Raw genomic sequence first — 18102 nt, 5'->3', positions numbered from 1 at the left:
GCAGAGTCGGGCGAAGCGGTAGCACGCAACAACTTACCTGCAGAAATCGAAAGAGCCTTTTTCGGTACGTTTCTCAAAAAACCAGAAACGTACCGAAATTCTTTTCAAAACAACAGCCTAAGAGATTTTGAAACGATTCGGATCACGAAGAAACCACCAGCCTCGAATGCCCCACGCCACCGCCTTTCTCCACACGCACCTGCACGGCGATGCGCTCCTTGAGCGCCTCCACGTGGCTGATGATGCCGATCATCTTGCCGCTGTCGTTGAGCCGGTCGAGTGCGTCGAGCGCGATCTCCAGCGTGTCGGCATCGAGCGTGCCGAAGCCTTCGTCGAGGAACAGGGAGTCGATGGAGGTCTTGTGGCTGACCAGGTCGGACAGCGCCAGAGCCAGGGCCAGGCTGACGAGGAAGGCTTCGCCGCCCGATAGCGTGCGCGTGTCGCGCGGGGTGTCGCCCTGCCAGCTGTCGACGATGTCCAGTTCCAGCTCGCCTTCGGGCTTGCGGCGCAGCAGGTAGCGGCCGTGCAGGCGCGCCAGGTGGAGGTTGGCCAGGTGCAGCAGGTGGTCCAGGGTGAGGCCCTGGGCAAAGCGCCGGTATTTGTCCCCCTTGGCCGAGCCGATGAGGCCGTCCAGGTGCTGCCACAGGTCGCTGTCGCTGGCCTGGGCGGCGATGTGCTCGAACAGGGCCTGCTGGCCCTGGCGGCGGCGCTGGTCGTCGGCCAGCTGGGCGCGGGCGCCGCCCAGCTGTTCGCTGAGTGCCGTATGGCGCTCCTGCAGTGTTTGCAGCAGCGCCTGGATGGCTTCGGGTGTCAGGTCGGTGAGGGCCTGGGCTTGCAGTTGCGCGTGCTCGCGCTGTGCGGCTTCCAGCAGGGTGGCCGCGCGCTGTTGTGCCGCCTGCAGTTGCTGGCGCAGCGCGGCCAGGCGCTGGCGTTCGGGTGCGGGCAGCAGGGCCTGCAGGAAGGCGGGCTCGTCAGCAAAGGGGCTGGCGGCCAGGGCGGCCTGCCATGCGGATTCGGCCTGGGCCGCTTCCTCACGCTGGCGGGCCAGCGTAGCCTGGGCCTGTTGCTGCTGGCCTTGCAGGGCATCCTGCCGCCGCGTGAGAGCGGCGATGTCGCTGGCGCATTCGGCCAGGGCCTGCGGCAGCTGTTCCACGGGCGGCAAGGGCAGTGAAGGCGGCTCTGCCACAGCCGTATCGGCGGGATGGGGCTGCGCCGTTCTCTGCCCCTCCCACTGTGCCTCCCACTGTGTTTCCGACTGTTTTTTCCAGCGCTGCGCATCGGCCTCGGCCGCCTTGCATTCCTTGCGCTGCAAGGCCATGGATTGGGCCAGTTGCTGCAGGTCGTGCCGCGCCTGTTGCCAGTGCTGCCATTCGGCTTCGCGCGCTTCAAGCCAGGGCTGGGCGTCGTCGGGCAGGGTGTGGCCGGCCTCGCCGAGTGAAGCCTGCAACTGCGCGTTCAGCGCCTGGGCTTCGGCCTGCAGGCCGGCGACGGATTGCTGCAGTTCGTCGCGGCGTGCGCTGTGGTCGGCCAGGGCCTGCTGCTGCAGCGCAAGCTGGCCTTGCGCGGTCTGCAGTGACTGGCGGCTGTGCTGGGCGGCGTCCTTGGCCTGTTGCACGGCCTGCTCGCCCTGCTCGGCGGCCTGCACGGCGCGCTTGAGCGTGTCCAGCTGGCGGGCGCAGGCCTGGGCCGATGCGGCGAGGGTGTCGGCCTGTTGCCAACTGTCTGGCGCGAGTTGCAGGGGTTGCGTGAGGCCCTGCCATGTGTCGTGCCAGCGTGCGATGTCCTGTTCCAGTTCGTCGGCCTGGCGCTGGCGCGCAGCCTGCGCGGCCGTGGTGGCGGCCAGCGTGGCGCGGGCGGTTTCGCCCTGGGTTTGCAGGGCGTCGAGTTCATCCTGCTTGCGGCGCAGCGCGGCTTCGGTGGCTGAGGCGTCCAGCGCTTCGTAGGCGGCCACGGCCGGGTGCTCGTGCGCGCCGCACAGCGGGCAGGGCTGGCCGGGCTGCAGGGCGTGGCGGTGCTCGGACAGGCTTTGGATGCGCTGCTCCTGCAGGAGCAGGGTCTGCTTGTCCGCGACCTGTTCCTTGACGCTCTTGTACTGCTGCCGCAGGGCTTGCAGCGATGTGTCCTGCGCCCGCGCCTGTGCCTCTCCATCGCGCAATTCCTGCTCCAGCGCAGCTTGCTGGCGCGCAAGTTCGCGGCGCTGCGCGGCCTGGGTTTCTGCCTGGCGCCACAGGTGCAGGCGGTCCTGCTCTGCCTGCTCGCGCGCGCGCAGCTCGGCCATGCCGCCGCTGCCTTGAAGGCGCTGCGCCTGTTCGTCCTGCGCGTGCTGGAGTGTGGCGCTGGCGCGGGCCTGGGCGTCGGTGGCGGCCTGGACCTGGGCCGTGCCGGCTTCGGCGCTTTGCGCCATGCGGGCCTGTTCAGCATCCAGCTTGCGCAGGGCCTGCTGCTGGTTGGCCGCTTGCTGTTGCTGGCTGGCGCGCAGCTTGAACTGCTGGCGCCAGCTGCCCAGGCGCTCGCCCAGCAGGGCATGTGCGGCATGGTGGGTGCAGAACTGTTCCAGCGTTTGGTGCTCGGCCTGCTGGCGGGCCAGGGTGTCTTGCGCAGCCTGGGCCAGGCGGGCGGACAGGGCCTGGGCATGGCGGTGCTGCAGCAGCAGCCGGGCCTGGGTCTGCTGTTCGTGCTCGCGCAGTTGCTGCAGTTGCTGGCGGCTGTCATCGCAGGCGGCGGTGCTGCGCTGCCAGGCCTGGTGCAGCGGCTGCAGCGCCTGCGCGGGCTCGTCATGGGCCAGGCTTTCCAGTTCGGGCGTGGCCTGCTCCAGTGCCCGGGCGGCGTCTGCGCAGCCGGTGCCGGCGGCCTGCAGTGTCTGGGTGGCCTGGGCCAGTTGCTGCTGCCATTGGTGCTGGGCCTGGGTGCGCAGGTAGTCGGCCTGCAGCGTGGCCTGCTCCGTTACCAGGCTGTCGGCCTGGGCCTGCAGGGCATCGCGTGCCTCGGGCGTCAGCAACTCCACGCCATCGGCCTGGGCCTTGAGCTGGTCCAGGCGCTGGCGCGCATCGCGGGCGCGTTCGAAGACTTTCTGCGAGATGAGGCCGTAGATCTCGGTGCCTGTCAGCTCTTCCAGCAGGCCGGCGCGGACGTTGGCATTGGCTTCAAGGAACGCCGCAAAGCCGCCTTGGGCCAGCAGCATGGACTTGGTGAAGCGCTCGAAGTCCAGCCCCGTGATGGCAGCGGTCTGCTCCAGCTTGTCGCGCGTCTGGCTGCTGAGGATGCTGCCGTCGCCCCGGGCCAGTTCCACCTTGGGCGCCTGCAGCGCGCCATCGAGCCTGTCGCGTGCGCGGCGCTGGCTCCAGAAGGCGCGGTAGACCTGCCCCTTGACCTCGAATTCGACCTCGGCCAGACAGTCGGCCGTGTGGCGCGTCATGAGGTCGTTGGCCGATGCCGAGATGTTGTTCAGCCTGGGTGTCTGGTGGTACAGCGCCAGGCAGATGGCATCGAGCAGGGTGGACTTGCCCGCGCCCGTGGCCCCGGTGATGGCGAACAGGCCGTTGCCCGCGAACGGTGCCTGCGTGAAGTCGATGCGCCATTCGCCCTTGAGCGAGTTGAGGTTCTTGAGCCGCAGCGTAAGGATCTTCATGCGCGGGCCTCCTCGCCGTGTTCGCCGGCGCCTGGCTGGGGCGCATCAAGCCCGGCCATCACTTCCTGGTAGCGCCGGGTAAGGGCCTGGGCCAGGCCGGGCTCCAGTGTTTCCAGCGCCAGTCGGCGCTCGAAGACGTCGGCGGGGCTGATCTCGTGCAGCGACTCGCCAGCGGCGGCGGCCATGCCGGCCACCGCCCGGCCGCGCTGGCGCCGCACGCGCAGCAGCTCCACCGGCAGCTCGTCGGCCAGGGCCTGCACGCGGTCGGTGAGCTGGGGCAGGTAGTCGTCCTGCTCCACCACCACCTCCAACCACACGGGCCGTGCAGGGCTGCCGGCCTGGGCGGTGGCGCGCATCAGATCCGGCAAGGCGGTCAGGCTGCCTGCCACCGAGGCCATGGGCTGAAAGCAGGGCACGGGTAGCGGCGTGACGGCCTGCAGCCCTTCGGGGCCCAGGTCCACCAGCAGCATCTGCTTGGACTGGCGGGCCTCGTCAAAACTCAGCGCAATGGGCGAGCCGCTGTAGCGGATGTGCTCCAGGCCGCCCACTTTCTGCGGCTGGTGGATGTGGCCCAGGGCCACGTAGTCGGCGGGCGGAAAGGCCGAGGTGGGGAAGGCGTCCAGCGATCCCACGTAGATCTCGCGCACGGACTCGCTGCTGCTGGCGCCCACGGTGGTGAGATGGCCCGTGGCGATGATGGGCAGGCGCTGGCCGGATGCGGCGGCCAGCGCGTCACGGCGTGCCATGGCGGCGTCGTGCACGCTGCGGTAGCACGACTCGATGGCGGCCTGCAGCGCCTGCTGCTTTTGCTCGGCGCTTTGGCCGGGCTGGCTCAGCACCAGGTCGCGCGGGCGCATGAAGGGCAGGGCGCAGACGATGCAGCCGGGCGCGGCCGGCTGCCCCGGCCGGCGCCGCAGCGGCAGCTCGACCACGTGGCTGGCCGTCTCGCCCACGGCGGCAACCACGGTGGTGTCCAGGCAGGCCAGCAGCTCGCGGTTCTCCGCCAGCGTGGCCACGGAGTCGTGGTTGCCGCCCAGCAGCAACAGGGCCACGCCCGCCGCATGCAGGCGCACCACCAGCTGGCTGTACAGCTCGCGCGCATAGCTGGGCGGCGCGCCGGTGTCGAAGATATCGCCCGCGATGAGCACGGCATCCACCGCCTGGGCATCGACCTGCTCCAGCAGCCAGTCGATGAGCGCAGCGTGCTCGGCCTGGCGGCTCTTGCCCATGAAGTGCTGGCCCAGGTGCCAGTCGGAAGTGTGAAGAAGGCGCATGGTTTCGGTATCGCGGTATCGGTGCAATGTCCGCCGGCTGTGGCGGGGGCGACAGTATGGTCGCTGGCGCGCATGGGTGACAGCAGGACGGCGTGCCGCAGCTAACATCCCGGTTCGCATCAACCAAGGAGACACAGGCATGTTCAGCCACGTCATGGTCGGGGTCAACGACCTCGAAAAATCCAAGCAGTTCTACGACGCATTCCTGGGCGCGCTCGGCGTTGCGCCGGGCATGGCCAACAAGAACCGCTATTTCTACCGCAGCGCGGGCGGCACGTTTGCCATTTCCACACCGATCAACGGCGAGTCTGCCTGCCACGGCAATGGCGCGACCATCGGCTTTGCGACGCAGTCGCCCGAGCAGGCCGACGCGGCCCATGCTGCCGCCGTGGCAGCCGGCGGCGTGACCTGCGAGGATCCGCCCGGCTGGCGCGAGGCTTCGCCCGGTGGCCGGCTGTACCTGGCCTATGTGCGGGATCTGGATGGCAACAAGCTGTGCCTGTTGCATCGGCCGCCGAAGGCCTGAGCGAATACCGCATCCCGGCATATACAAACCCCTCTGCGCCATACTCCCGCCCGAACGCGCCCGCCGGGCGCTCACCCCCAAGGAGAATGCGTGCAATCAGCAAGTGACCAGTGGTTCGACGAGGCGTACTACCAGCGCTACTACTTCGACAAGAAGACCAGCGTGGTCGATACCGAGCATGTGAACCGTCTGGGCGCTTTCGTCTGTTCCTATCTGAGTTATGTGCGCGTGCCCATGCGCCGCGTGCTGGATGTAGGCTGCGGCATCGGTCTTTGGCGCGAGGCGGTGCAGCGCCACTTCCCCGGTGCCAGCTACCACGGCGTGGAGTTCAGCGAGTACCTGTGCGGGCGCTTCGGTTGGGAGCGTGGCTCGGTGGTGGACTATGCGGCGCATGATCCTGCAGAGCCCTTCGATCTGGTGATCTGCCAGGGCGTGCTGCCCTATCTGAGCCCGTCGGATCTCAAGCGCGCGCTGGCCAATCTGGGGCGGTTGAGCCGAGGCGGTCTGTATGTGGAGGCGGTGGCGCGCGAGGATTACGAACGCGGCGTGATCGATGAGGATCTGACCGATCCGCGCCTGTTCCGCCACCGGGCCGATCTGTACCGGCGCGGGCTGGCCGAGCATTTCAAGGAACTGGGAGGCGGCGTGTGGCTGAGCCGCCGCGCCGAGCTGCCGCTGTTCGAGCTGGAAAGCGTGGGATGAGCCTGGAAATGTCAGCTGTGCCTGCTTCGGCGCAGGATGCCTGCGTGCCTCTGTCCTATCTGCGCGGCGTGGACTCCGGCGTGGCGCCGCATGCGGTCTCGCGGCTGCGCACGCAGCGGCTGGCGCGCAGCACGCGGCCGTTTCTGTCGCGCGGCGGGCCGCGCGGTGAGCGTTGCGAGGGATGCCGGCTGCGGCCTTCGCACTGCCTTTGCGCGCTGCGTCCCATGCTGCCGACGCGGGCAGGCTTTTGCCTGCTGATGCACGATGCCGAGCCGCTCAAGCCCAGCAATACGGGCTGGCTGATCGCCGATGTGGTGGAGCAGACGCAAGCCTTCGGCTGGGCGCGCACCGAGGCCGATGTGGGCCTGCTGGCCTTGCTCGATGATCCGCAGTGGCAGCCCTATGTGGTGTTTCCCGGCGAGTTCGTGGAGCCGCCGCAGCGCGTGGTGCATGCGCTGCCGGCGCCCCGAGCCGGGGTCGAACCGAACCAAGGCAGGCGCCCGCTGTTCATCCTGCTGGACGCGACCTGGCCCGAGGCGCGCAAGATGTTCCGCAAGAGCCCTTACCTGGACCGCTTTCCGGTGCTGAGCCTGCACCCGGACCAGGTGTCGCAGTACCGCCTGCGCCGCTCGCAGCGCGAAGACCATTTCTGCACCAGCGAGGTGGCGGCCCTGTGCCTGGAGCTGACGGGCGACGGAGGCGACCGGCGCGCAGGCCGCGCGCTGGAGAGCTACCTGGCGCTGTTCACCGAGCACTATCTGCGGGCCAAGAACCAGCAGCCGGTGCAGACAGACAGTGACGCGCGCCGTGGTCTGCAGGACGCGATCTCTTCCGTTTGTCCGCCTGCTTGTTAAAAACGATAGCGGAAGATGCTGGTGTTCATTGGGATTGCTGGCGTTTTGTTCCAAATTGTTGACGGCGCATCCAACTCCCCTTGCCCTGTGTTCGCCAGTGGCTCAACAGGGCGGCGCAGGGCGGCGTGAGGCCGGGCGCAGCAGCGTCGGCGGCAACTTCCTGTTACGTTCCGGCCGCGGTGCGCTGCCCATACTCGCGGCGTGCGATGAGAGGTGGACAGGCGGCAGAGCGGGGTGACCCAGGACTCCAGGCCGAATGTCCATCGAACCTGGCCCGCAGGCGGTGATGGCTAAAATCGGATTTCGCTGAAATTCATCAGCCATTGCCCTGCACTGCAGGGCATGTTCGTGCACGCAGGGCCGCCCGTAGAGGCGGCCCGCATCCTCCAGGTGCGCCGCAGCCGCGGCTCGCGGATTGCTGGTCACAGCATCTGCCGGGAACCTTGGGGCGTGCCGTCTCTCTTATCGCGCTGGACCATGCGTTGCGACCCTCCCGGGGCCGGCTGCGCCATGTCCGCGTGCTCCATTTTTCATGGGGTTTGTTCATGGCCCGGGGCGTATGCCCCGGCGTTGGAAAGGTGTCCGGTTTTGGTGGTCAAGGATTTCAAACTGCACTACAACCCCGCCCTTGACGGGCTGCGGGGCGTGGCGATCCTGTTGGTGATCTTGTCGCACTCCCATGCGCCTTTGTTCGATGGCGCATTCTTCGGGGTGGACCTGTTCTTCGTGCTCAGCGGCTATCTGATCACCTCGCTGCTGCTGATGGAGAACGAATCCGAAGGCCGCATCGGCTTCTGGCGCTTTTACCGCCGCCGCTTCTATCGCCTGATGCCGGCGCTGGCCCTGTTCCTGGGCGCGTACTGCATCTTCGCGCCCTTGCTGTGGCCGGACCTGAACGACATCTACACCGATGCGCTGGTCTCCATCCTCTATCTGGCCGACTACGGCATCGCCTTCTTCGACAGCCCGGACACGCTGCTGCACATGTGGTCGCTGTCGGTGGAGGAGCATTTCTACCTGATCTGGCCGCCGCTGCTGGTGCTGCTGCTGCGCTTTTCCAAGCCGGGCCGTCTGTGGCGCCCGATTGCCCTGCTGTGGGCGCTGAGCTGGCTGTGGCGCGTGTACTGGGTGGACCAGGGCCAGCACTTCTATGAGATCTTCTTTCGCTTCGACACCCGTGCCTCGGGCCTGTTCGCCGGTGCGCTGCTGGCGGCGGTGATGATCGAGCGGCCCGACTTCATCGCTGCACTGAAGGCGCGCATGCACCACGCCATGTGGGTGCCGCTGGCCGTGCCGCTGTTGATGGCGCTGCAATGGGACAACCAGGACGCCATGGTCTGGGGCATCACCGTGGTGGAATGCGCCGCCGTGGTGCTGCTGGTGGCGGCAAGCCAGGGCTCCGGCCTGGTCTTCGACATGCTGTCGTCGCCCACGCTGGTGAAGCTGGGCCGCCTGTCCTATGGCGTCTACCTCTGGCACTACCCGGTGGTGCGCTATCTGCGCGCCGACTTCTCGTGGCCCGTGGTGGTGGCGCTGGGCCTGGCGATCTCGGTGGCGCTGTCGGCGCTGTCGTTCTACACGATCGAGCGCTGGGCGCTGCGCATGCGCGATGGCGAGCGCAAGGGCGGCGAGCGCCAGCCGCAGGCGCAGCCGGCCTGAATGCCGGCAGCGCGCCGAAAGCAAAAAAGGGAACGTTGGCACGTTCCCTTTTTTTGTGGGTGAAGGAGATCCGCTGCGCTCTCAGAACCCTGAGCCGGGCTGGGACAGGTACTGCAGTTCCTCGGCCGTGCTGGTGCGGCCCAGGATGGCATTGCGGTGCGGAAAGCGGCCGTAGCGCACGATGACGTCGCGGTGCCGGTGGGCGTAGTCCAGCGTGCCGGCGAGGAACTCGCGCACGCCCTCGCCGCCAGCGTCAACGGCCTGGTCGGCCAGGGCCTGGAAGGCAGCCACGCTGCGGTCCTGCAGGGCCATGTCCTCGGCATGCTCCAGCGGCAGGTAGCAGAAGATGCGCGCCACGGCAGGCAGGTCGGCATGGCGGTCATGGCCCAGGGCGATGCCGTCCAGCGCCAGTTGCAGCGCCTGCGGGTCGCCTGCAAAGCTGCGTGCCGTGCCCCGGAACAGGTTGCGCGTGAACTGGTCCAGCAACACGATCAGCGCCAGCCGCCCCAGCGCCGTGCCGGCCCAGCCGTCCAGTTGGCCGGCCAGTGCATCTTCGACCAGGGCGCCGAAGCGCTCGCGGATCTGGTCGTCAGTGGCATCGGACTTGATGAACCACAGGTTCTTGCAGGCCAGGGCGCCCGCGTTGTCAGGATGCGCGGAGCCCAGCCAGTAGCTGAGCACGTCTGCGATGCGCGGGTCTGCGGCGTGAGAAGGGGCAATGCTTGTCATCGGTGGCCAGGCTCTTGTCGGATGAGGAAGCCTTCGATTGTGCAGGCGGTGGCGTACTGCCCTTGTGGATGGCGGTTTTGCGCAGATGAAGCACAGCTTGTGCAAATGTTTTTCAAGAGGATGTGCACAGGTTTTTCAATAGAAATTACCTGAGTTATCAACAGATATTTGTTCGTATTTCATTGCTGATGCCTGTCAATCAGGCACTCATGAATTCAAGATTGCGCGCAGCGATGCTGCGAAATTCCCCGGAGATGCGCGCATCCTGCGCCACGGTCTGCCAGAAGCGGCGTGCCAGCGCCTGGGCATGCGGCCATTCGGCCAGCGTGGCGGCCGTGGGGCGCTGGGGCTGGGCGCCGAAGTCGCGCTCCACGATCTCGCCGTTGATGGGCATGTAGAGCATGGGCAGCATGTCGTAGGTGGGCGACAGCGCCCAGTCGCCATGGGGCTGCGGCAGCACGAAGGAGATGTTGCCGTAGTGCCGGTCGGTGTTGGCGATGAGCTGGCCGTAGGCTTCGAGCAGGCGCAGGCTGCGCGCGTCGGCCTCGGTGATGAGGCCGCGTGCGGCCAGGCGGTTGGCCGTGGCTGCCCAGTTGTCCACCTCGCCCACGTACTGGGCATTGAGCACCTGCAGGGACACCATGCCGATGCGTCCAGGGTTGCTGCCCGGGTGGGCCTGTGAGACTGGCACATCGCTCGGTACATCGCCTGGCACAACGCTTGGCATATCGCCCGGCGCCGGCTGGCTGCGGTCGAACCGCTCCGATTCGAGGAAGGCGCGGCCGCCATCGAGGAACAGCCGCGTGCGCGCCGCGGGCAGGCCGTCTTCGGCCAGGGTCTGCAGCGCCAGGTGCTCGCAGACCAGCAGGTCGCGGATGCGCTGCTCGGCCGGCGCGTTGCCTGCCGGGGAGAACTTGACGATGACGCTGCGCCCGTCCGTGATGCAGCAGAACTTGGGCTGCTCGCCGCCCGCCGACGAGCCCGGATGCGTGCCCTGCATGGCCTGCATGGCCAGGCGCGGATAGTCGGCCGCAGAGGCGGCGCGCAGCATGCGCGCGGGCAGGGAGTGGAAGCGCTCGAAGGCGGCTTCGCCCACGATGAGGTTGCCCGGCAGGTCTTCGCCAAAGCGGGCCAGGGCGCGCAGCACATCGTCCTCGCCCCACTGGCGCGGGTCGCCGCCCAGCTGCAGTTCGGGGTGGCTGTGCGCAAAGCTGCGGCCGATGAAGCCCTGGGGCCGCATGTCGTCCAGGAACCAGGGCAGGCCGTCGTGCTGCTCGCTGAGGCCGTCGGCCTCATCCACCCAGAAGCCGCCGCCGTGCAGGGCGATCATGCGGCCGAAGGGCGATGCATGGCCTTCGGTGTCCACGCGCATGATGGCCACCTCGGCACCCACGCCCGCCACCTGGCGCGGCAGCACATAGCGCTGCGTGCGCGCCGCCCCCACCTTGCGCACCTGGCCCGACTGGATCAGCGGTGCCAGCGCGCGCGACACCGTGGGCTGGCTCACGCCCAGCATCTGCTGCAACTCGCGCGCCGCGAGCGCACCGCCCTGGCGGCGCAGTGCTGCCAGCACCTGCAGGGAGAGGTCTTCAGTGGCCATGGGGAATCAATTCATGAATGGATGAAACAAGGGGTTAATTTATTGAAAATCAAGGATTTATGCAAATCCATGAATGGATATATGAATAGATAAAAAAACCGCGCCCAAGGGCGCGGCAAAGCTGGATTTCGCGGCGGCTTGCAGGTCTGCGAATCACGATCACAGCCTGTGAAACTGGCGTGCTCCAACTCAGAGACGCCGAGCAAGAGCCGCCTCGCGGCGGGGGCGCCTAGCCGAGGGCGTCGTCCCCTGGGGGAAGCGGCGCCAGCCGCTCAGGGGGTCAGAAATTGTGCGTGATACCCAGGCTGATGCCGCTGGCGCGTGTCTTGTTGCCTGCGCCCTGGTAACCGTTCTTCCACTTGGTCGTGTCCAGCTCCAGGAACAGGCTGGTGCGCTTGGACAGCTGGTAGTCCACGAAGCCGATCAGGCGCTGGAAGCCGTCGTCGCCCTGGCCCGTGCGCTCGCGGTCCACCTTGTAGTAGCCGCCGTTCAGGCCGATGACGGGCGTGACGGCATAGCGTGCGCCCAGGGCCAGGATCTTGTTCGTGGTTTTCGCGGTGTCGCTGGTCTCGGCCTTGTTGCGGCCGTAGTTGAGCATCAGGCGCAGGTCGCCACGGCTCCAGGCGCCACCGATGTTGGCGGCGTCCAGCGTGCGGCCGCTGGCGTCGTGGAACTGGGTGTAGGCGCTGGTCAGCACCAGGTCGTCCTGGCGCCAGTCCAGGCCCAGGCCGCGCGTGTCCAGGCGCGAGGCCGACACGCCGGTCTCCCCGAAGCTGTACATGGCGCGCGCCGTGAGGCCGCCAAAGCTGCCCGAGTACTTGATGGAGTTGTTGACGCGGTTGGAGCCCACCTTGGTGTTGGTGGCGCCCCATTCGTTGTTGAGGCCGTGGCCCGTGAGGCTGGTGACCTGGATGTTGGGGTTCAGGCCCGCAAAGCGCAGGGCAATGGGATCGACCAGGCCCACGGAGTCGGAGATCAGCGTGTTCTGCCGGCCAGCCGTGACCGCGCCCCAGTGGCCGGCCAGGCCCACGATGGCCGCCCGGTCGAAGGTGCCGGCCACGCCGCCGATGCCGCCCACGTCGGCGCCCAGCGTGGATTCGAGGTTGAAGATGGCGCGCAGGCCGCCGCCCAGGTCCTCGCTGCCGCGTATGCCCCAGCGACTGGTGGGACCCACGCCGCTGTTGACCGAGCCCATGCTGCCCGCAGCCGGCGCATTGGCGCCCGACAGGCCGCTTTGCGCGCGCACCGACACGTCGATGATGCCGTACAGGCTCACGCTGCTGGTGGACTGCGCCAGGGCGGGGCCGGCCGCGCAGCCTGTGGCCAGCAGGGCGAGGGCGATGTTCTTCTTCATGGTGTCTCCTTGATTTCTTCTGGAAGGCGGGAACTTTGCGAGCGGCCGAGTTTCCGTATGGGAGCCGGTACTGCCTATGTCCGGCGGGCACTAGCTGCTATGTCGTTTCGTTCTCGAAGTGGCTGCGCGCAGGTGCCGGGCAACACCCACTGCCGGGACAGGGAATAGCCCCTGGCGGGACAATGTCGCTCTCAAAAAACATAGCGCCATGCGTATGGCATGCATGGCGCTTCAGGGTTTCGTGTCGGGCTTTCTGAGGCTTGTGCTGTCGTGATGAATCGCCGCTTTTTGTTGATGGTCGTGGCAGCGGGCTGGAGCCTGGCCGCGACCGGATGTTCGGGAAAGTCCGGACCTGGGAATGTCTCGGTTTCGCGGCAAAGGCTGCAGGAGGTGGTGGCCCAGCGCTTTCCCCGGCAGTTCCCCGTGGCCGGCATGCTGCAGCTCAAGCTGCATTCGCCGGTGCTGGGATTGCTGCCCGAGCGCAACGCGCTCAATGCGGTGCTGCAGGCCGATCTGTCGGGGCCCGTGCTCAAGCAGGGCTATGGCGGCCATCTGAACCTGGACTTCGCGCTGCGCTACGAGCCCACGGACCGCACGCTGCGCGCCCACCAGATCAAGGTCAACAGCCTGGTCATCAACGACCTGGCGCCCGCCATGAGCGACATGCTCACCACCTACGCCAGCGCGCTGGCCGAGCAGGCGCTGGGCCAGCTCGTGCTCTACCAGCTGCAGGACAAGGAACTGGCCCTGATGGACTCGCTGAACATGGAGCCCGGCGCCATCACGGTGACGCCGGACGGCCTGAGCGTGGCCCTGGTCCAGAAGCCCGTCGCGCCGCGCTGAGCGCAGCGGCGCACCTTCGCCCGCGCCTCAGTCCGCGCGGATATTGGCCGCGCGAATCACCTCGCCCAGCTCGGCACTCTCGGCCTGAATGAAGGCGCCAAACTCGGCCGGCGTGCCGCCCATGGGCGATGCGCCGATGTCGGCCAGCTTCTGCAGCACGGCGGGCTGGGCCAGGCTTTTGTTCAAAGCCTGGTTCAGCGCCTGCACCACGGCCGGCGGCGTGCCGGCCGGCGCCACCAGGCCCCACCACACGGTGGCCTGCACATTCACTCCCAGCGAGCGTGCCGTGGGCACGCCCGGCAACAGGCGCGAACCATTGTGGTTGAGCACCGCCAGGGCGCGCAGCGCACCGCTGCCCACATGGCCTGCCACCTCCAGCGGGTTGATGGCCATGAAGTCCAGCCGCCCGCCCAGCAGGTCGGTCACGGCGGCCGAGCCGCCCTTGTAGGGGATGTGCACGGCCTGGAAGCCGCCTGCGCGCTCCAGCAGGGCGCTGGCCATGTGGCCCGAGCTGCCCACGCCAGCCGTGCCATAGGACAGCGCGCCGGCCTTGGCCTTGCCGGCGGCGATCAGCTCGGCCAGGTTCTTGTGGGGCGACTTGGCGTTGACCACCACGACCAGCGGCGCCTCGCCGATGCGGCCCACCGGGATGAGGTCCTTGAGCGGATCGAAATTGAGCTTGGCGTACAGCGCCTTGTTGGTGGTCAGCGTGTTGGATGCCGTCAGCAGCAGGTAGCCGTCGGCCGCGCCGCGTGCCACCGCGCCCATGCCGATGTTGGTGCCGCCGCCTGGCTTGTTGTCCACCACCAGGGACTGGCCCAGCAGCTCGGCCATGGGCGGCGTGACCAGGCGCGTGATGATGTCCACGCCGCCGCCGGGCGAGTAGGGCACGACCACGGTCACGGGGCGCTCGGGGTAGCCGGCCGCTGTGGCGACCAGGGGCAGGGCCGCCCAGGCGGCGGCGGTGGTGCCGAGCAGGGCCAGTGCGTGGCGGCGGGTGGAATGTCTTGTCATGCATGTCTCCGTTGATTGTTATGACCCGGCGGCAGGGCCGGGTCCGCCATTATTTAGCGTGCCAAGCATGGCTGGGCGCCGAACGTTACGATGCAGCGGCCATCGATTTCTTGGCGAACCCGTCCAGCCTTCAAGGTGCCCCATGACTTCACAGAATCCGCTTTCCGCCTTTTCCGTCACGCGCAAGTGGCCGGCCACGCAGCCGGACCGCATCCAGCTGTATTCCCTGCCCACGCCCAACGGCGTCAAGGTGTCGATCGCTCTGGAGGAGATGGGCCTGCCGTATGAGGCGCACCGCGTGGGCTTCGAGAGCAATGACCAGCTCTCGCCCGAGTTCGTGGACACCTTCCCCAACAACAAGATCCCGGCCATCCTGGACCCGCAGGGTCCGGGCGGAAAGCCGCTGGCGCTGTTCGAATCGGGCGCCATCCTGGTCTACCTGGCCGAGAAGTCCGGCAGCCCGCTGCTGCCCGCTGACCCGGCAGCGCGCTATGAAACGCTGCAGTGGCTGATGTTCCAGATGGGTGGCGTCGGCCCCATGTTCGGCCAGCTGGGGTTCTTCCACAAATTCGCGGGCAAGGACTTCGAGGACAAGCGCCCGCGCGACCGCTACGTGAACGAGTCCGTGCGCCTGCTGGGTGTGCTGGAGCGCCGCCTCACAGGGCGCGCCTGGGTGATGGGCGAGCAGTTCACCATTGCCGACATCGCCCTGTGGCCCTGGGTGCGCAACATGGTGGTGGAGCAGGGCTACAACGCGGCCGAACTGCTGGGCTGGGAGCGCTTTCCCGAGCTGCAGCGCGTGCTGGCCGCCTTCGTGGCGCGCCCGGCCGTGCAAAAGGGCCTGGTGACGCCGCCGCGCAACTGACCCGGCGGGCGTTGCATTCCTGGGCCGCACTGTCCCAGCCATGGTGGCTTTCAAAACCGGCGCGGGGGCCGCATCTGTCCGAGAATGCAGCGCCCCCTTTTTTCTTGCGGGCGCAGCCTCACAGGAGCCACGATGACCGCAGCCACCACCCCCGTCCTCCAGAGCCAGCCGCTGGGCCCGCTGTGGCCCACCATGGACCCCTTCCTGTTCTGTGCCCACCATGACGATGCCTATCCGCCCAGCGATGGCCGCCTGGGCGTGCAGGCCGTGGACCTGGAAGGCCGCCAGATGGGCAGCGACTTCAGCCGCAAGGACGGCTTTTCCATGTACCACGGCGACGGCGTGCCGGGCTTTCCCGGCCACCCGCACCGCGGCTTCGAGACCGTGACCCTGGTGCGCAAGGGCCTGATCGACCATTCCGATTCGCTGGGCGCGGCCGCGCGCTTTGGCGGCGGCGACGTGCAGTGGCTGACGGCCGGCAAGGGAATCCAGCATTCGGAGATGTTTCCTCTGCTCGACAGCGACGCGCCCAATCCGCTGGAGCTGTTCCAGATCTGGCTGAACCTGCCTGCGCGCTCCAAGATGGTGGAGCCGCACTTCACCATGTTCTGGAACGAGCGCATCCCGCGCCTGGAGCACGCAGACGCCGCAGGCCGCAGGACCGTGGTCACCGTGGTGGCAGGCAGCCTGCCCGGCACGGCGGCCGCCCTGCCTCCGCCGCCCGAATCCTGGGCCTCGCAACTCGAGGGCGACGTGGCCATCTGGACGCTGCGCCTGGAGCCTGGCGCGCGCTGGACGCTGCCGCGCGCAGCCGGCGCGGACACGCAGCGCATGCTGTATTTCTTTGCAGGCCAGGCACTGCAGGTCGGGCCCACGGCGCTGGCACAGCATGCGGCCCTGCATGTGGATGCCACGCAGGACTGGGAACTGCACAACAGCGGCGCCGACGCCGTGGAATGCCTGGTGCTGCAGGGCCGCCCCATTGGCGAGAGCGTGGCGCAGTACGGCCCCTTCGTGATGAACACGCAGCAGGAAATCATGCAGGCCATGCAGGACTACCGGCGCACCCAGTTCGGCGGATGGCCCTGGGCCGAGCAGGACCCGGTGCATGGCGCAGAGAACCGGCGCTTTGCGCGCTACCCGGGCGCTGCGGCCGAGGAGCAGCCGCCGGCCGCCTGAGTCCGGTCAGGCCGCGTCAGGTCGCGTCTGCGGGTGGATGAAAGCTGGCCGGCGCGGGCGTGCGCCCCAGCTCCTTGAGGATCTTCAGCGTGATGGCCATGCCGGTGTTGCCTGCGGGCACGCCGGCATAGACAGCGGTCTGCAGCAGCACTTCGCGGATGGTGTCCAGGTCCAGCGGCGCGGCCTCGGCATCGGCCGGGTCGGCCAGCAGGCCCGTGCGGATGTGCAGCTCGAACTCTTCCCAGCGGCCCATGGAGGCCGTGATGGCCAGCACCATGATGCGGCGCGTGCGGCGCTCCAGGCCGGGGCGGCTCCAGATGCCGTCCCAGGCATAGGCCGTGATCATGCGCTGGAACTCCACATTCAGTTCGTTGGCGCGCGCCACGGATTGGTCCACCCATTCATCGCCCAGCACGCGGCGGCGGTTGGCAAGGCCGCGCTGCAGGGCGTCGGCGGAAGATTCGGTCATGGCGGGGGGTCCTGTGTCAAGCATGGGAATGGGCATTGGCGTGGGCGTGGGTCTGCGGCGCTGCCAGCAGCGCCAGGCATGCATCATGCGATGCCTGCACGGCGCGGGCCGGGTCGCAGGCCCGGGCCAGCGCATCTTGCAGCGCCTGCAGGGCCGCTGCGTTCAGCCGGGGCGCAGCCCATTCGGCCAGCAGCAGGCGCAGCTCGCGCCCCTGCTCCAGCGCCTGCGGGGCCAGCAGCTCCACGGCGGCCAGGGCCTCGGGCTTGCCCGTCCAGGGCGCCATGGCGTGCACGCAGGCCTCTGAAAACACCAGTCCGTGCAGGCCCCGCACATGGCCCAGCATGCGCTGCGGATGCACCTGCAGCGACTGCGCGGCCTGGCGCAATGCGGCGGCGGCGCCATGCACATGGCGCCACAGGTCGGGCCAGTGCGCGACCTCGGCCTGCCACTCGCCCAGCGCGCGCTCATGGGCCTGGGCCATGCAGCCCAGCAGCAGGGCCGCAAGCTGGGGCACGGCCTGGGCCTGTGCCACCGCCTGCATCAGGTGCACGGGATTGCGCTTGTGCGGCATGGCGCTGGAGGTGCTGCCGCGCGGCGCCTCGCTGACCTCGCCCACCTCGTACTGCGACATCAGCGACCAGTCCTTGGCCAGCTTGGCCAGGCTGCCGCCGCATACGGCGGCCTCCATGGCCAGGCGCATCCAGTCGTCGCGCTGGGTATGCCAGCTGCGGCCGCAGGCCGACAGGCCCAGGCGCCGGGCCAGTGCCTGCTCCACCTCGGCACGGTGGCTTCCCAGCACGGCGCCATTGCCCACGGCGCCGCCCAATTGCACGCACAGCGCAGCGGTGGCAAGCCTTTCGAGCTGTTCGATGCTGCGCCCCACGGCGGCAGCCGACTGCGCGCACTTGAATCCGAAGCTGGTGATCTGCGCGGGCTGCAGCAGGCTGCGCGCCAGCATGGGCGTGGCCGCGTGCGTGCGGGCCAGGGCCTGCAGTGCGGACTGCAGCGCGCCCAGCTCGGCCAGCAGCGCCTGCAGGGCCTGCTGCGTGAGCAGGGCCTGCGCCGTGTCCACGGCGTCCTGCGTGGTCGCGCCCCAGTGCAGCCAGGGCAGGCCTTCGGGGGCGTGGGCCTGCAGCCACTGCTGCAGCGGCCGCACCACAGCCAGGCCCAGCGCGCCGCTGGCGCGTGCCTGCTCCACCACGCCTTCGCACGTGAGCGGCGCCTGCGCGCAGGCGCGCGCAATGGCCTCGGCGGCCGGGCGCGGCACCAGGCCGCAGTCGGCCTGGGCCTGGGCCAGCGCGCTCTCGAAGCGCAGCAGCGCGTCCAGCCAGCGCGCGTCTGCAAACCAGTGGCCGCTGTCGGCGGGGCCCAGATAGTCCTTCACCAATGACATGCTGTCCTTGCCG

15 protein-coding genes are annotated in these 18102 nt (G+C 68.4%); 7 read left to right on the top strand and 8 right to left on the bottom strand.

Features of this window, described 5'->3' with window-relative positions; translation table 11 throughout:
- Positions 1-142: 142 nt before the first annotated feature.
- Positions 143-3628 (bottom strand): AAA family ATPase, encoded by a 3486-nt coding sequence (locus tag ACUTR7_RS07285; protein ID WP_445608466.1) that lies wholly within the window; start codon positions 3626-3628, stop codon positions 143-145.
- Positions 3625-4902: an exonuclease subunit SbcD gene (gene sbcD / locus ACUTR7_RS07280; RefSeq protein WP_445608465.1), complete on the bottom strand. Its 1278-nt coding sequence runs from the start codon at positions 4900-4902 to the stop codon at positions 3625-3627. The genes ACUTR7_RS07285 and sbcD overlap by 4 nt, the downstream gene beginning before the upstream one ends.
- A 139-nt stretch (positions 4903-5041) precedes the next feature.
- Here sbcD and ACUTR7_RS07275 point away from each other — a divergent pair, with 139 nt between their 5' ends.
- From ACUTR7_RS07275 to ACUTR7_RS07260, 4 genes are all read left to right on the top strand, one after another.
- Positions 5042-5428, top strand: coding sequence for a VOC family protein (locus tag ACUTR7_RS07275; RefSeq protein WP_013804558.1), 387 nt, complete (start codon positions 5042-5044; stop codon positions 5426-5428).
- A gap of 90 nt (positions 5429-5518) precedes the next feature.
- Positions 5519-6130 (top strand): class I SAM-dependent DNA methyltransferase, encoded by a 612-nt coding sequence (locus ACUTR7_RS07270; RefSeq protein ID WP_445608464.1) that lies wholly within the window; start codon positions 5519-5521, stop codon positions 6128-6130.
- A gap of 8 nt (positions 6131-6138) precedes the next feature.
- Entirely contained in the window at positions 6139-6984 is an 846-nt protein-coding gene (locus tag ACUTR7_RS07265; protein ID WP_445608463.1) for a tRNA-uridine aminocarboxypropyltransferase, read from the top strand.
- Positions 6985-7494: 510 nt separating this feature from the next.
- A complete protein-coding gene (locus ACUTR7_RS07260) occupies positions 7495-8643 on the top strand; it encodes an acyltransferase family protein (RefSeq protein WP_013804553.1) in 1149 nt (382 codons plus the stop codon).
- Between the two features lie 81 nt (positions 8644-8724).
- Here the strand turns inward: ACUTR7_RS07260 and ACUTR7_RS07255 are convergent, their stop codons facing one another.
- The 3 genes from ACUTR7_RS07255 to ACUTR7_RS07245 all read right to left on the bottom strand — a co-directional run bounded on the left by ACUTR7_RS07255 (position 8725) and on the right by ACUTR7_RS07245 (position 12326).
- Entirely contained in the window at positions 8725-9372 is a 648-nt protein-coding gene (locus ACUTR7_RS07255) for a DUF924 family protein (protein WP_445608462.1), read from the bottom strand.
- A gap of 199 nt (positions 9373-9571) precedes the next feature.
- Complete coding sequence (gene yjjJ, locus ACUTR7_RS07250; protein WP_445608461.1) at positions 9572-10972, bottom strand: type II toxin-antitoxin system HipA family toxin YjjJ; 1401 nt, start codon at positions 10970-10972, stop codon at positions 9572-9574.
- 280 nt (positions 10973-11252) lie between these two features.
- Complete coding sequence (locus ACUTR7_RS07245; protein ID WP_013804550.1) at positions 11253-12326, bottom strand: porin; 1074 nt, start codon at positions 12324-12326, stop codon at positions 11253-11255.
- 273 nt (positions 12327-12599) lie between these two features.
- Between ACUTR7_RS07245 and ACUTR7_RS07240 the strand changes: the two genes are divergently transcribed.
- The gene (locus ACUTR7_RS07240; protein WP_065346849.1) at positions 12600-13169 is read left to right on the top strand and encodes a DUF1439 domain-containing protein; all 570 of its coding nucleotides are present in this window, start codon (positions 12600-12602) and stop codon (positions 13167-13169) included.
- A gap of 27 nt (positions 13170-13196) precedes the next feature.
- On the opposite strand, the gene ACUTR7_RS07235 is transcribed toward ACUTR7_RS07240, so the two are convergent.
- A complete protein-coding gene (locus ACUTR7_RS07235; protein ID WP_013804548.1) occupies positions 13197-14183 on the bottom strand; it encodes a Bug family tripartite tricarboxylate transporter substrate binding protein in 987 nt (328 codons plus the stop codon).
- Positions 14184-14325: 142 nt separating this feature from the next.
- Here ACUTR7_RS07235 and ACUTR7_RS07230 point away from each other — a divergent pair, with 142 nt between their 5' ends.
- Positions 14326-15048, top strand: coding sequence for a glutathione S-transferase C-terminal domain-containing protein (locus ACUTR7_RS07230; protein ID WP_043825393.1), 723 nt, complete (start codon positions 14326-14328; stop codon positions 15046-15048).
- Between the two features lie 132 nt (positions 15049-15180).
- Positions 15181-16227 (top strand): pirin family protein, encoded by a 1047-nt coding sequence (locus ACUTR7_RS07225; RefSeq protein WP_445608460.1) that lies wholly within the window; start codon positions 15181-15183, stop codon positions 16225-16227.
- Positions 16228-16243: 16 nt separating this feature from the next.
- On the opposite strand, the gene ACUTR7_RS07220 is transcribed toward ACUTR7_RS07225, so the two are convergent.
- On the bottom strand, positions 16244-16696 hold the full coding sequence (locus ACUTR7_RS07220; protein ID WP_197944778.1) for a carboxymuconolactone decarboxylase family protein: 453 nt from the start codon (positions 16694-16696) through the stop codon (positions 16244-16246).
- A 16-nt stretch (positions 16697-16712) separates the two neighbouring features.
- The gene (locus ACUTR7_RS07215; protein ID WP_445608459.1) at positions 16713-18089 is read right to left on the bottom strand and encodes a lyase family protein; all 1377 of its coding nucleotides are present in this window, start codon (positions 18087-18089) and stop codon (positions 16713-16715) included.
- Positions 18090-18102 lie beyond the last annotated feature (13 nt).

Source organism: Delftia sp. NA_296.1 (genome assembly GCF_052692095.1).
This window is presented reverse-complemented; position numbering and strand designations above follow the sequence as displayed.

Excerpts from the sequence above, each read along its gene's own strand:
- ACUTR7_RS07285 (WP_445608466.1), bottom strand. The coding sequence starts at position 3,628 with ATGAAGATCCTTACGCTGCGGCTCAAGAACCTCAACTCGCTCAAGGGC.
- sbcD (WP_445608465.1), bottom strand. The coding sequence starts at position 4,902 with ATGCGCCTTCTTCACACTTCCGACTGGCACCTGGGCCAGCACTTCATG.
- ACUTR7_RS07275 (WP_013804558.1), top strand. The coding sequence starts at position 5,042 with ATGTTCAGCCACGTCATGGTCGGGGTCAACGACCTCGAAAAATCCAAG.
- ACUTR7_RS07265 (WP_445608463.1), top strand. The coding sequence starts at position 6,139 with ATGTCAGCTGTGCCTGCTTCGGCGCAGGATGCCTGCGTGCCTCTGTCC.
- ACUTR7_RS07260 (WP_013804553.1), top strand. The coding sequence starts at position 7,495 with ATGTCCGCGTGCTCCATTTTTCATGGGGTTTGTTCATGGCCCGGGGCG.
- ACUTR7_RS07255 (WP_445608462.1), bottom strand. The coding sequence starts at position 9,372 with ATGACAAGCATTGCCCCTTCTCACGCCGCAGACCCGCGCATCGCAGAC.
- yjjJ (WP_445608461.1), bottom strand. The coding sequence starts at position 10,972 with ATGGCCACTGAAGACCTCTCCCTGCAGGTGCTGGCAGCACTGCGCCGC.
- ACUTR7_RS07245 (WP_013804550.1), bottom strand. The coding sequence starts at position 12,326 with ATGAAGAAGAACATCGCCCTCGCCCTGCTGGCCACAGGCTGCGCGGCC.
- ACUTR7_RS07240 (WP_065346849.1), top strand. The coding sequence starts at position 12,600 with ATGAATCGCCGCTTTTTGTTGATGGTCGTGGCAGCGGGCTGGAGCCTG.
- ACUTR7_RS07235 (WP_013804548.1), bottom strand. The coding sequence starts at position 14,183 with ATGACAAGACATTCCACCCGCCGCCACGCACTGGCCCTGCTCGGCACC.
- ACUTR7_RS07230 (WP_043825393.1), top strand. The coding sequence starts at position 14,326 with ATGACTTCACAGAATCCGCTTTCCGCCTTTTCCGTCACGCGCAAGTGG.
- ACUTR7_RS07225 (WP_445608460.1), top strand. The coding sequence starts at position 15,181 with ATGACCGCAGCCACCACCCCCGTCCTCCAGAGCCAGCCGCTGGGCCCG.
- ACUTR7_RS07220 (WP_197944778.1), bottom strand. The coding sequence starts at position 16,696 with ATGACCGAATCTTCCGCCGACGCCCTGCAGCGCGGCCTTGCCAACCGC.
- ACUTR7_RS07215 (WP_445608459.1), bottom strand. The coding sequence starts at position 18,089 with ATGTCATTGGTGAAGGACTATCTGGGCCCCGCCGACAGCGGCCACTGG.